Below are 12580 nucleotides of genomic sequence, written 5' to 3'. Positions count from 1 at the left end.
TGCATGACAACATTGAGCTGTAAAGTGACTTCGGTCGAAGCCATAACCGATACGGTTTATCGCGTTCGTTTGTTACCTGAAGCGCCTTTTTCCTTTCGGGCTGGCCAATATTTGATGGTGGTGATGGGGGACCGAGATAAGCGTCCTTTCTCACTGGCATCAACCCCGATGGATAAAGATTTTATTGAGTTACATATTGGGGCGTCCGAACTGAACCTTTACGCGATGGCCGTGATGGAACGTATTCACAAGGAAAAAGCCCTGACGGTCGATATTCCGCATGGCGAAGCTTGGCTGCGAGAAGAGAGCACGCGACCGCTGGTATTGATTGCAGGCGGAACCGGGTTTTCGTATGTGCGTTCTATTCTGCTGACCGCGCTGGCGCAGCAACCTGAGCGCGATATCTCCATTTACTGGGGTGGACGTGAATCCCAGCACCTGTATGACTTAACGGAGCTTGAGGGTTTTGCGGCTAAGCACCCGACTTTGCGTGTGGTGCCGGTCGTTGAACAGCCGGAAGAAGGGTGGGATGGTAGAACAGGCACCGTTCTGAGTGCGGTTTTGCAGGATTATGGCTCGCTGGCGGAACAGGATATCTACATTGCTGGGCGTTTTGAGATGGCAAAAATTGCGCGTGAGCGTTTTTGTAACGAGCGCGGGGCGTTGGCGGCTCACATGTTCAGCGATGCATTTTCGTTTATTTAACGCCACCCTATTTATTTGGCTCGACCATATTGTATCGTTAGCCCTGTCACCGGACGGGCTAACGTCGACACTAAATAAAATCCAGAGCCGTTAACTCTTCCAGACTCTCCTCACGGTATTTTGCCATTCCGGTTTTCATGCGTCTGAAGCCAACATGTTCATACAGGCTGATGGTTTGGGGATGGGTGTATAAAATAATATTGCACTGTGCGACCGTATCAACCAACGCTTGAATGAGCCGTTTCCCCAACCCCTGTCCGTGATAGCGTTCATCAAGCGCGATATTATAAATAGCTGCCTGACAAACGCCGTCCGAGAGGGTTCGTCCCACGCCGATCAGCAAGTCCTCATCGAACAGAAAGACAACGGAGAAGCTGTTTTTGAAGATTTTCTCCTGTGTGGCCGCATTGTCATCACTTAAATCGTAAAAAGCCAGCAGGTCAGCCACGCGCTGCCAGGGAATGTTATTGGTCGTTGTCTCTACTCTGATAGACATCATCGTGTTCTCGTGTCAGATGGTATATTCCGGTTCGTAACGTTTGTAGTAGCGAGAAAGAAATGCTTTGGTTCTCTCCATTTGTGGGCGCTCAAAAACCTGCTGTGCCGTACCATCCTCAATGATTTTTCCTTTTTCTAAAAACAGTACGCGGCTGGCGACCTGACGAACAAATTCCATTTCATGAGAAACGATCACCATGGTATTGCCCGCCTGCGCAGCCTGTTTAATGACATCCAACACCTCGTCAACCAATTCTGGATCGAGCGCAGAGGTGGGTTCATCCAGCAGTAAAAGCTGCGGTTCCATCGCCAACGCTCTGGCGATCCCTACGCGCTGTTGTTGTCCACCAGACAGTTGCTTTGGGTAATAGGTTTCCCGGTCAGGAAGGCCGACATTATTGAGTTGTTGTCGCGCGATTTGCTGTGCTTTTTCTTTAGGATACTTTTTGACGATCAGTAACCCCTCCATGACATTTTCCAGCGCTGTTTTTTGTTGAAACAGGCTAAATTGCTGAAAAACCATCGCTGTGTTTTGCCGGAGCGTAATACGTTCTCGTTGATTCATTTTGGCCAAATTAAAAAGGTGGCCGTTGAGTGTCATTTCCCCTGACTCCGGCTGCTCTAGCACGTTAATACAGCGAAGTAGCGTCGATTTACCTGAACCTGATGAACCGATAATCGCCACGACATCGCCTTTTTTTATGGTCAGGGAAATGTCGTCCAGAATGACGTTGTTGTGAAACGTCTTCGATAAATGCTTAATCTCGAGCATAACGTTTTTTTCCTGACGTAATCGGCGGGGTATCTGGGACAGAAATCGTGGTTTCAACCCGTTTGATGATTTGCTCAATAATAATCGTTAGCGCCCAGTAGATGAGTGCCAGAGAGATATACACTTCAAAATAGCGATAGCTGCTGCTGGCGAGGATTTTCCCCTTGGCGGTCAGATCGATTACCGAGCAAACAAATGCCAATGACGTTCCTTTGAGCAGGCTAATCAGCGTGTTACCAAGCGTGGGTAAGGCCACAATAAACGCATTGGGAAGCGTGATACGACGTAATACTTGAAGTGGCGTCATGCCGAGCGACTGGGCTGCTTCGATCTGTTTTTTATCCACCGACAGCATGGCTGCGCGAATACTCTCGGAATTGTAGGCGGCTTCATTCAGGGAAAATGCCAGTAACACAAAGAGTATGGATGGGATGTCATTAACGTTGTAATCCGTCTGGTTGTAGTAATTGTAATATTTCAATAGAACGGGAATACCGTAATAGGAAAGATACAGTTGTACAATGAGTGGTGTTCCTCGCATGAACGAGACAAATACGCCAACGGCCGGGTTAAGGAACACGATCTTTCTGATACGAATGGATGCAATAATAAATCCCAGTATCACACCAATAATCATAGATATTGCCGTGATTGCTAATGTAACGGGTAAATATTCAAGCAGTGCTGGAATTTGAGTAAAAACCAGTTTGATGTCGAAGATATTTGGCATTCAAAATGAATCCTGTGTCATTTAGGCGCGTAATCCCCATTGAAATACTTTTCGCTGATTTTTGATAACGTACCATCAGCGCTTAACTGTTTTATTTGTGCATTAATATCATTCAGAAGTTGTTCGCCTGCTTTACCTTTCGCAATCAAAAAGTAGCTGTAAGGGGAGCCGATCCGCTGGCTGTCTTCCTGACTGAGGGGAATGACGTTCAGCTTTAACTTGTGTTCCAGGATATATTGCTCCAGCATCGATTTATCAATCAGAGCGAAATCTGTTTTTCCATTTTCCAGATTTTGTAAGGAGACGAGTAAGTCGGCTTCGGTGTAGTGCAACTTGACGGGGTTATCTTTATGTTGCTGATTGAATTTCTCCAATGCAGTTGTGAAATTGATACCGGGGTTTACTTCCGTAGATTTGCCCAATAGATCGTTGAAAGTATGGATTGAGTTATTCTTTTCTGGCGTTGCAATCACAAACTGATTTTCAAAGATGGGCTGAGAAAAGAAATATTTTTCTTTTCGTTCTGGGTTATCGGCGAAGTTATTGGCACCGAGTTGAAAACGGTCAGCATCCAACCCTGCTAAAATTGAGGTGAATTCGGTCGTGACGAACGACACTTTATACTGTGGCAAATGGTTAAAGATGGCTTTTGCTACATCAATATCGTAGCCGACGAGCTGGTTATCTTTATCAAAATAGGTAAACGGACGTGGGTCAGCGCTTGTTGCGATGGTAATAGATTTTGCTGTAGCTGCCTGGGCGTCATGAGCATTGAAATAACCGGTGACTATCGTGCTCAAACCTAAAAGTAATGCAGGCAAGGTGCTTATAGTGAGGCGTGTTTTCATTATTGATAATCCTGTGTGAAATGATAAGAAAAATGACGATCCCGCTTGCTGCGGTGTTGTATGCCCGCAGGTAGTGATAAACGAATCGGTAAAGCTCCACATCGGCTGCCAATGCGGAGCGAGGTGTACCAAGGAAAAAAGGAATCAAGCGCGGTGATGGGGCGTATGCCAAATCGATACATCGGGTCCTTTTGCCAGAATCTGATAAGGGTTAAAACTGATGTCGCCCAGATGGTAGCCGCGTTTAATCGCTTCGAAGTCGGTGGTATCGCCGAATCCCGGCGTTTGGTAAAGGTCGCGGGCGTAAGCCCACAGATTGGGGAAGTCGATCAGGCGGTTGCGGTTTGCGCGGAATACACTGTAGTAGGCCACGTCAAAACGGGCGAGCGTAACGTATAACCGAATGTCGGAATCTGTAATCTGGTTACCGAACAGGTAACGCTGCGAACCCAAACGCGTTTCCAGTTCATCCAAACGTAGGAAAAGCGTGTCCCATGCGTTTTCATAAGCTGCCTGTGAATGGGCGAAGCCTGCTTTGTAAACGCCGTTATTGATGTCGTTAAAAATCACATCATTCAGCGCATCAATTTCGGCACGCAGCGATTCTGGATATAGATCGGGTGCGTCTGGTTTGTGAAAAGGTTTAAAGGCGGTTTCAAAGTAGTTGGTTAACTTAAAATAATCGTTATTGACCACAATGCCTTGTTTAACATCGACGACGGTTGGAACGGTCGCTCGGCCAGTGTAATTCGCGTCACTTTTGGCATAGATTTCTGGTAAATAACGGATACCCAGTACAGGATCTACGCCGCCTTCATCCAGAGAAAATTCCCAACCCTGTTCGGTCCTTACGGGATTAGCAGTACCAAGGCTGATAACGTTTTCCAGACCTAGCAAAGTACGGACGATTACTGCACGATGCGCCCACGGGCAGACGGGAGACCACAATAAACGATAGCGATCCTTTTCGACGGGCAAATCGCCCGGCTGCTCGCCGAATGGCGTCGTAAAGCGATTTTTTTGCCGAACAAATGCGCCATTCTGGGCAATCTCGTGTGCCTCTTCAGAGGTAGCGATGTGCCCGACTTCCGCCACGGTGGTACTCATAATATTTCCCTTAATAAAAAATCAGAGACAGAATTCACTATTATTCAGTGTGAATTTAAAAGGTGATGTTTACTGTTTTTGAATTATGCGCGTTATAAAAAATGAAGTTAAATTCATAAAATGGATATTCTTATTAGGAAATTACAGCGTGTTATTTTTTTGATAATTGGAGGAGGCTATTAATGCATTATTTTGATAATAAGATGGGTAATGTTTCAGATGCGGTGCCGTGACGCTGCGGAAAGTATTATTTGCGTATTAAATGTCCCTCGCCACAGTGACGAGGGACATAGGTAGACTTAAAGGCGTTCAAACACGGTTGCAATACCCTGTCCCAAGCCGATACACATCGTCGCTACGCCAAACTGAACGTCGCGGCTTTCCATCAGATTAATCAACGTAGTGGAGATGCGCGCCCCTGAGCAGCCGAGCGGGTGACCCAACGCAATTGCGCCACCGTTTAGATTGACCTTTTCATCGAGCTGTTCCAGCAGCCCCAGATCGTTAATGCAGGGTAACGTCTGGGCAGCGAATGCTTCATTCAGCTCAAAGATGCCGATATCGGCCAGACTCAATCCCGCTCGCTTCAGCGCCAGTTTTGTTGCCGGGACGGGGCCGTAACCCATAATCGACGGATCGCAGCCCACCACGGCCATTGCTCTAATACGAGCCCGTACCGGTAAGCCTAACGAGGCTGCACGGGATTCGCTCATGATCAACATGGCTGATGCGCCATCGGACAACGCTGAGGACGACCCGGCTGTCACTGTGCCGTTAACTGGATCGAAGGCCGGTTTGAGCGCTGCAAGGCTATCGACGGTGGTATCCGGGCGAATGACTTCATCATAATCGAAGCGTTGCAGCACGCCGTCTGCATCATGCCCTGCCGTGGGGATGATTTCGTGGCGAAATGCGCCAGATTGAGTGGCGTTGTAGGCTCGCAGGTGTGAGCGGGCGGCGAACTGATCTTGCATATCGCGACTAATATTGTGCATACGTGCTAGCATTTCGGCCGTCAGCCCCATCATACCCGCCGCTTTAGCTATAGTGCGGCTCAGTCCCGGATGAAAATCGACGCCATGATTCATCGGCACATGTCCCATATGTTCAACGCCACCGATTAAGCAGACATTCGCATCGCCAACCATAATCGCGCGGGCAGCATCGTGGAGCGCCTGCATAGAAGAACCACAGAGTCGGTTAACCGTTGTAGCCGGTACGCTCATCGGGATTTCAGCCAGCAAAGCCGCGTTGCGAGCTACATTGAAGCCTTGCTCCAGCGTCTGTTGCACACATCCCCAGTAGATATCGTCGATCTCGTGGGCGTCTAGCGCGGCGTTACGGCTTAATAAGCTACGCATCAGGTGCGCGGACAGGTCTTCTGCTCTCACCTGACGGAAGGCGCCGCCTTTGGATCGCCCCATCGGCGTGCGTACGGCATCAACAATCACTACCTTTTCCATATTTCCTGCCCTCATGCCGGTTGTCCGTGGGAAACGTCCGCGTGTGGCGCGACCGATGGGTAATAGCCTTCATTGCTTCTGGCTTTTTGCTGCAAGCCGTCTGGCACCTGATAGATTGCGCCGAGGTGCGCCAACTGCTGCGCCATCTCGACATAACGTCCGCTTCCCAATGTGTCCAGATAGCGGCAGGCTCCGCCGTGGAAGGGAGGGAAACCTAATCCGTATACCAGCGCCATGTCCGCTTCAGCCGGGCTGGCGACGATACCTTCTTCCAGACAGCGCGCGACTTCATTAATCATCGGGATCATCATGCGAGCGATAATCTCTTCTGCACTGAACGTTTTTTTCGGTTGGCTGATGTCGTTAAGAAGCACATCTACAGCGTCATCCTGTTCTTTACGCTGTTTCCCCTTGCTATCCGTTTGATAACGATAGAAGCCCTGACCGTTTTTCTGCCCAAAGCGCTGATGTTCAAACAACGCGTCGATCGCATCGCGATAATCTTTCGCCATCCGCTGTGGAAATCCTTCTGCCATTACTGCTTGCGCATGGTGAGCGGTATCAATACCGACAACATCGAGCAGATAGGCCGGGCCCATCGGCCAGCCGAATTTCTTCTCCATGACGTTATCGATCTCGCGGAAATCGGCTCCGTCTCTGAGTAGTAAGCTGAATGCCGCAAAGTAGGGGAACAGCACTCGATTCACGAAGAATCCGGGGCAGTCGTTTACAACAATCGGCGTTTTGCCCATCTTGCTGGCGTAAGCCACCACGCAGGCGATGGTGCTGTCACTGGTTTGAGGGCCGCGAATAATTTCGACCAATGGCATGCGGTGTACCGGGTTGAAGAAGTGCATACCGCAGAAATTTTGCGGCCGTTTTAACGAGGCAGCCAGTGTAGTAATGGGAATCGTTGAGGTATTCGAAGCCAGAATCGTACTTTCGCTAATGTGCGATTCGGTTTCTGCCAACACGCTGGCTTTGATTTTCGGGTTTTCAACCACGGCCTCAACCACGATGTCGGTGCGCTCGAATCCGGCGTAATCCAGCGTTGGCTGAATACTAGCCAGAATCGTCGCCATTTTCATTCCGTCCAGCTTGCCTCGTTCCACCTGCTTATTCAGGAGCTTGGCTGCTTCATTCATCCCTAGCGCGAGCGGCTTCTCGTTGATATCTTTCATCCGAATCGGCACGCCTTTGAACGCAGATTGATAGGCAATACCGCCGCCCATAATCCCTGCCCCTAGCACGGCGGCCTGCTGCGGTACGGATGCTTCGCCAACCAGTTTCTTCGCTTTACCTTTAACATATTGATCGTTTAGGAAAATGCCGACGAGGGCGCGCGCTTCATTTGAGCGAGCCAGTTGAACGAAGTGCTGCGTTTCGAGCTGCAATGCGTCATCTCGAGTCATGGTTGCAGCGGCTTCGATGGTTTTGACCGCTAACATCGGCGCGGGATAATGCTTCCCGGCAGTTTGTAGCACCATCGCTTTGGCGGTGGTAAAGCTCATCATGGATTCAATTTTATTGAGCTTCAGCGCTTCAAGTTTCGGGCGTCGAGAACCCTGCCAATCCAATTCGCCCTTTATGGCCTGCTTTAACATCTTGATGGCAGCGGGAACCAGTTTGTCATTGGTCACCACGGCCTGCACCAGCCCTACTTTTAAAGCATCAGCTGCGCCGATGTCTTTACCCGCGGCGATAATCTCCAGCGCGCTGTCAGCCCCCAGCAGGCGCGGTAGCCTAACGGTGCCACCAAAGCCCGGCATGATCCCGAGTTTAGTCTCAGGCAAGCCGATGCGCGCATCTGGCGTGGCTAAGCGAAAATCGGTTGCGAGTACGCATTCACAACCGCCGCCCAACGCATAGCTATTAATCGCAGACAGCGTGGGAACGGGTAAATCCTCAAGACGGTTGAAAATACGGTTGGCGAAGACAAGCCACTCATGCAGCTTCTCTGCCGGTGCGGCAAAAAGAGACAGGAATTCCGTGATATCGGCACCGACAATAAATGCAGGTTTGTCCGAACGTAGCAGTAAGCCCTTCAGGTTTGGCTGTTCCGCCAGAACGTCCAGCGCTTTACCCAGGCTGGCAACCGTGCGGGTATCTAGCTTGTTTACGGAGCCAGGGGCAGAAAATACCAGCTCGGCAATGCCGTCCTCAAGCCAGTTCAGGTAGAGGGATTCACCTTGATAAAGCATGTTTATCTCCGCTGTTTGTGTGTGTGATCTGGTATGACCAGATAATCGAATTGTGGTTTTAATGTTAATTTTTTGCAAACGAGAGATTAATTTTTTGCCGAATCGATCACAAAGCACCGGACGCTGCCCTTGGGACATGCCTGTGTTAAAATGGAGGGATCATGTCGTGACGTACAAGGATACTCATGGAAAAGCTGGCTTCTTTATATCATCACCATCTGGCGACGCTGCAAGCACGTGCTCAGACGGTTTTAGCGCGCCATCAGCTTGACGCATTACTGATTCACTCTGGTGAACTGTTGACCGTTTTTCTGGACGATCACGACTATCCTTTTAAAGTTAACCCGCAATTTAAAGCCTGGGTGCCCGTCACGCAGGTGCCGAACTGCTGGCTATGGATTGACGGCGTTAACCCGCCAAAACTGTGGTTCTACTCACCGGTGGATTACTGGCATAACGTTGCACCGGTTCCCGAGAGTTTTTGGACTGAAGAAATTGATATTACCGTGCTGCGGAATGCCGATGATATTGGGCAGTTGCTTCCGTCGCAGCGTGAACGTGTTGCCTATATCGGCTACGCACCACAGCGTGCGCAGGATTTGGGGATTCGTGCAGACAATATTAATCCTCAGGGCGTGCTGGATTATCTGCACTACCACCGCGCTTATAAAACCGATTACGAGCTGGCCTGCATGCGTGAAGCGCAGAAGACGGCGGTGATCGGTCATCGGGCTGCACATGAAGCGTTTCTCTCTGGCATGAGCGAGTTCGATATTAATCTGGCATATCTGACGGCCACCGGTCATCGGGATATCGATGTCCCTTACGGTAATATCATCGCGCTCAATGAACATGCGGCGGTGCTGCACTATACCCAGTTAGATCATCAGGTGCCTTCCGATGTCCGCAGCTTCCTGATTGATGCGGGTGCCGAATATAACGGCTATGCCGCCGATCTGACGCGTACCTATTCTGCGCAGAGTGATGGCGCATTTGCCCTGCTGATTAAAGATCTCAATCAGGAAATGCTTTCATTGATTGATACCATTCAGGCGGGTGTACGCTATACCGATTACCATATTCAGATGCATCAGCGAATTGCAAAACTGCTGAAATCACATCAACTGGTGCGTGATATCAGCGAAGAGGCCATGGTGGAGCAGGGGATGACATCGCCTTTCCTGCCGCACGGTCTAGGTCATCCGCTGGGCTTGCAGGTGCATGATGTCGCCGGGTTTATGCAAGACGATCGCGGCACACACCTGGCGGCACCGTCGCAGCATCCTTATCTGCGTTGTACTCGCGTGCTTGAACCCGGCATGGTCATGACGATCGAACCGGGCATTTACTTCATCGAATCCTTGCTTGCTCCGTGGCGTGAGGGTGAATTGAGTCAGCACTTTGATTGGCAAAAAATCGATGCGTTGAAACCGTTTGGTGGTATTCGTATCGAGGATAATATTGTCATTCATGACGGGCGCGTGGAGAACATGACGCGCGACCTGAATCTGGCCTGATGCAAGCGTATCCCATTCTTACTGTGCCTGTGAGCTTCAGTGAAGAAATAAAGAAAAGCCGTTTTACGACGATCCTGGCAGCAACGCCGGGAATCGACGCGGCAAAAGCCTTTATCCAGCGCGTCAGGGAAGAGCACGCCTCGGCGGGGCACCACTGCTGGGCGTTTGTTGCGGGCGCGCCTGACGATTCTCAGCAGCTTGGTTTTTCTGACGATGGCGAGCCGTCCGGCACAGCGGGTAAACCGATGCTTTCGCAACTAATGGGAAGCGGTATCGGTGAGATTACGGCGGTGGTGGTACGCTACTATGGCGGTATCCCGCTAGGTACTGGCGGATTAGTGAAGGCCTATGGCGGTGGTGTTCAGCAAGCGCTGAAGCTGGTATCGCTGCAAGAGAAAGTCTTGCAAAAAGAGTATGGCTTACAATGTGATTATGCGCTGTTGCCCCAGGTAGAATCACTGATCTTTCAGCTTGGCGGAAAAGTGCTGCATAGCGAGTATGGCGTGGACGTCGTATTGCGGTTCTCTCTTCCCATCAGGGGAACCGAGGAAGCGGCAACGAAATTGCGTGATTTAAGTCGCGGTGCGTTGCATTTATTGCCGATTCTATAATAATCCCAGCGCTTTTTTATGAATCATTAAGGAATTCCCTGCGATGCACTTGCGCGCCATAACCCGTATTGTCGGCCAGTTGGTTATCCTTTTTTCCGGGACGATGGTTATTCCTGGACTGGTGGCGTTAATTTACCGTGATGGCGCAGGCCGGGCGTTTACGCAGACATTTATTGTCGCGCTGGCTATCGGCATTATGCTGTGGCTACCAAACCGTAAACAGAAGCATGAGCTGAAATCTCGTGAAGGGTTCCTGATTGTTGTCCTCTTCTGGACGGTGCTGGGAAGTGTCGGCGCACTGCCTTTTCTGTTTGCCGAACATCCTAATCTGGGCGTAACGGATGCTTTCTTCGAATCGTTCTCAGGGCTAACGACAACGGGGGCAACCACGCTGGTTGGGCTAGACTCACTGCCTAAAGCCATCCTATTTTATCGACAGATGCTGCAATGGTTTGGCGGGATGGGGATCATCGTACTTGCTGTTGCTATCCTGCCGATTCTTGGTGTCGGTGGGATGCAGCTTTATCGTGCAGAAATGCCGGGGCCGTTGAAGGAAAACAAAATGCGCCCGCGTATCGCTGATACAGCGAAAACGCTGTGGCTGATTTATCTCTTACTCACGATTGCCTGTGCTGTCGCGCTGTGGCTGGCTGGTATGCCGATATTTGATGCAATTGGGCACAGCTTCTCTACGGTGTCGGTCGGCGGGTTCTCTACCCACGATGCCAGTATTGGTTACTTCAACAGCCCAACGATTAACACTATCATCGCAATATTCCTGCTGATTTCTGGCTGTAACTTTGGTTTGCACTTTGCTCTGCTGAGCGGCCGTAGCCTGAAGGTATACTGGCGTGACCCAGAGTTCCGCATGTTCATTTTTGTTCAACTGTCGCTGGTGGCCGTGTGTACGATCGTCCTGTGGTTCCACCACGTTTATGACAGTGGGATGCAGACGATCAATCAGGCATTTTTCCAGGTCGTTTCCATGGCGACAACGGCAGGGTTTACGACAGACAGCATTGCATCGTGGCCGCTTTTTTTGCCGGTTTTGCTTCTGTGCTCTGCGTTTATTGGCGGGTGTGCGGGTTCAACCGGGGGCGGTCTGAAAGTGATCCGTATCCTGCTGCTTTTCTTACAAGGATCGCGTGAGCTTAAGCGTTTAGTGCATCCAAATGCGGTTTACACCATTAAGCTGGGTCATCGGGCGCTGCCAGAACGTATTCTTGAAGCCGTGTGGGGATTCTTTTCCGCATATGCACTGGTTTTTATTGTCAGCATGCTGGCTGTCATTGCGACAGGCGTTGATGATTTCTCCGCGTTTGCCGCGGTCGCTGCCACATTGAATAATTTGGGGCCGGGCTTGGGCGTCGTCGCTGAGAATTTCACTTCAATGAATGATACGGCGAAATGGATTCTGATACTGACAATGCTGTTTGGTCGTTTGGAAGTCTTCACACTTTTAGTACTGTTTACGCCAACCTTCTGGCGGGAATAGTCCTCATAAGGATAAAGAACAATGAAAGCTTTGATCGTGTTTTCGAGTCGAGATGGGCAAACCAGAGCGATTGCCTCTTCTATTGCGAATACGCTGAAAGGAACCTTGGAGTGTGATGTTGTTAACGTGCTCAATGCGAATGATATCGATCTGGCTCAATACGACCAGGTACTTATTGGCGCGTCGATTCGGTACGGGCGCTTTCATCCAGCGGTAAATCAATTTATCCATAAGCATCTGGCTTCTCTGCAACAATTGCCTAGCGCATTCTTCTCAGTGAATCTCACTGCACGTAAACCAGAAAAGCGCACGATACAAACCAATGCCTATACGCGTAAGTTTCTGCTGAATTCCCCTTGGCAGCCAGATTTGTGTTGTGTGTTCGCGGGTGCTCTGCGTTATCCGCGTTATCGTTGGTTCGATCGGGTAATGATTCAACTCATTATGCGTATGACGGGCGGCGAAACGGATAGCACGAAAGAAATTGAATACACGGACTGGCAACAGGTTGCCCGTTTCGCACAGGATTTCGCGCAATTAACGATGAAAAATCCGGCATAACGCCGTCTTTTAATACGCTTTGCTGAAAAAATCCTCACTCAGAAATTATTTTGCATTTAGCACTTGTCAGTG

General features: G+C 49.9%; 12 protein-coding genes. 5 read left to right on the top strand and 7 right to left on the bottom strand.

Annotation, left to right across the window (positions count from 1 at the left end):
* Positions 1-3 precede the first annotated feature (3 nt).
* On the top strand, positions 4-705 hold the full coding sequence (fre, locus tag A6301_RS12950) for an NAD(P)H-flavin reductase (protein ID WP_107169015.1): 702 nt from the start codon (positions 4-6) through the stop codon (positions 703-705).
* Positions 706-775: 70 nt separating this feature from the next.
* On the opposite strand, the gene A6301_RS12945 is transcribed toward fre, so the two are convergent.
* From A6301_RS12945 to fadB, 7 genes are all read right to left on the bottom strand, one after another.
* Complete coding sequence (locus tag A6301_RS12945) at positions 776-1204, bottom strand: GNAT family N-acetyltransferase (RefSeq protein ID WP_205942471.1); 429 nt, start codon at positions 1202-1204, stop codon at positions 776-778.
* A gap of 12 nt (positions 1205-1216) precedes the next feature.
* The gene (locus A6301_RS12940; protein ID WP_215483882.1) at positions 1217-1975 is read right to left on the bottom strand and encodes an amino acid ABC transporter ATP-binding protein; all 759 of its coding nucleotides are present in this window, start codon (positions 1973-1975) and stop codon (positions 1217-1219) included.
* A complete protein-coding gene (locus A6301_RS12935; RefSeq protein ID WP_234257968.1) occupies positions 1962-2705 on the bottom strand; it encodes an amino acid ABC transporter permease in 744 nt (247 codons plus the stop codon). The genes A6301_RS12940 and A6301_RS12935 overlap by 14 nt, the downstream gene beginning before the upstream one ends.
* Positions 2706-2722: 17 nt before the next feature.
* On the bottom strand, positions 2723-3553 hold the full coding sequence (locus tag A6301_RS12930) for a transporter substrate-binding domain-containing protein (RefSeq protein WP_107169018.1): 831 nt from the start codon (positions 3551-3553) through the stop codon (positions 2723-2725).
* A 144-nt stretch (positions 3554-3697) separates the two neighbouring features.
* Complete coding sequence (locus tag A6301_RS12925) at positions 3698-4660, bottom strand: glutathione S-transferase family protein (RefSeq protein ID WP_107169019.1); 963 nt, start codon at positions 4658-4660, stop codon at positions 3698-3700.
* A 299-nt stretch (positions 4661-4959) separates the two neighbouring features.
* On the bottom strand, positions 4960-6123 hold the full coding sequence (gene fadA / locus A6301_RS12920; protein ID WP_107169020.1) for an acetyl-CoA C-acyltransferase FadA: 1164 nt from the start codon (positions 6121-6123) through the stop codon (positions 4960-4962).
* 11 nt (positions 6124-6134) lie between these two features.
* Positions 6135-8324, bottom strand: a complete 2190-nt coding sequence (gene fadB, locus A6301_RS12915) for a fatty acid oxidation complex subunit alpha FadB (RefSeq protein ID WP_234257967.1) — start codon at positions 8322-8324, stop codon at positions 6135-6137.
* A 185-nt stretch (positions 8325-8509) separates the two neighbouring features.
* Here fadB and pepQ point away from each other — a divergent pair, with 185 nt between their 5' ends.
* Genes pepQ through hemG form a run of 4 tightly spaced genes read left to right on the top strand, consistent with a single transcriptional unit; the run spans position 8510 to position 12508 of the window.
* A complete protein-coding gene (pepQ, locus tag A6301_RS12910; RefSeq protein WP_234257966.1) occupies positions 8510-9841 on the top strand; it encodes a Xaa-Pro dipeptidase in 1332 nt (443 codons plus the stop codon).
* Positions 9841-10452: an IMPACT family protein gene (locus A6301_RS12905; RefSeq protein ID WP_107169023.1), complete on the top strand. Its 612-nt coding sequence runs from the start codon at positions 9841-9843 to the stop codon at positions 10450-10452. Before pepQ ends, A6301_RS12905 begins: the two co-directional genes overlap by 1 nt.
* A 43-nt stretch (positions 10453-10495) precedes the next feature.
* Positions 10496-11947: a Trk system potassium transporter TrkH gene (gene trkH / locus A6301_RS12900; RefSeq protein WP_005973457.1), complete on the top strand. Its 1452-nt coding sequence runs from the start codon at positions 10496-10498 to the stop codon at positions 11945-11947.
* Positions 11948-11968: 21 nt separating this feature from the next.
* Complete coding sequence (hemG, locus tag A6301_RS12895; RefSeq protein ID WP_107169024.1) at positions 11969-12508, top strand: menaquinone-dependent protoporphyrinogen IX dehydrogenase; 540 nt, start codon at positions 11969-11971, stop codon at positions 12506-12508.
* Positions 12509-12580 lie beyond the last annotated feature (72 nt).

It is taken from the genome of Pectobacterium sp. IFB5596, from assembly GCF_021432585.1.
GTDB classification, from domain to species: domain Bacteria; phylum Pseudomonadota; class Gammaproteobacteria; order Enterobacterales; family Enterobacteriaceae; genus Pectobacterium; species Pectobacterium punjabense.
Note: the sequence above shows the minus strand (reverse complement) of the source record. Positions and strands in the feature narration are given on the sequence as shown.

Excerpts from the sequence above, each read along its gene's own strand:
- A6301_RS12940 (WP_215483882.1), bottom strand. The coding sequence starts at position 1,975 with ATGCTCGAGATTAAGCATTTATCGAAGACGTTTCACAACAACGTCATT.
- trkH (WP_005973457.1), top strand. The coding sequence starts at position 10,496 with ATGCACTTGCGCGCCATAACCCGTATTGTCGGCCAGTTGGTTATCCTT.
- A6301_RS12935 (WP_234257968.1), bottom strand. The coding sequence starts at position 2,705 with ATGCCAAATATCTTCGACATCAAACTGGTTTTTACTCAAATTCCAGCA.
- fadB (WP_234257967.1), bottom strand. The coding sequence starts at position 8,324 with ATGCTTTATCAAGGTGAATCCCTCTACCTGAACTGGCTTGAGGACGGC.
- fadA (WP_107169020.1), bottom strand. The coding sequence starts at position 6,123 with ATGGAAAAGGTAGTGATTGTTGATGCCGTACGCACGCCGATGGGGCGA.
- A6301_RS12930 (WP_107169018.1), bottom strand. The coding sequence starts at position 3,553 with ATGAAAACACGCCTCACTATAAGCACCTTGCCTGCATTACTTTTAGGT.
- hemG (WP_107169024.1), top strand. The coding sequence starts at position 11,969 with ATGAAAGCTTTGATCGTGTTTTCGAGTCGAGATGGGCAAACCAGAGCG.
- pepQ (WP_234257966.1), top strand. The coding sequence starts at position 8,510 with ATGGAAAAGCTGGCTTCTTTATATCATCACCATCTGGCGACGCTGCAA.
- A6301_RS12945 (WP_205942471.1), bottom strand. The coding sequence starts at position 1,204 with ATGATGTCTATCAGAGTAGAGACAACGACCAATAACATTCCCTGGCAG.
- A6301_RS12925 (WP_107169019.1), bottom strand. The coding sequence starts at position 4,660 with ATGAGTACCACCGTGGCGGAAGTCGGGCACATCGCTACCTCTGAAGAG.
- fre (WP_107169015.1), top strand. The coding sequence starts at position 4 with ATGACAACATTGAGCTGTAAAGTGACTTCGGTCGAAGCCATAACCGAT.
- A6301_RS12905 (WP_107169023.1), top strand. The coding sequence starts at position 9,841 with ATGCAAGCGTATCCCATTCTTACTGTGCCTGTGAGCTTCAGTGAAGAA.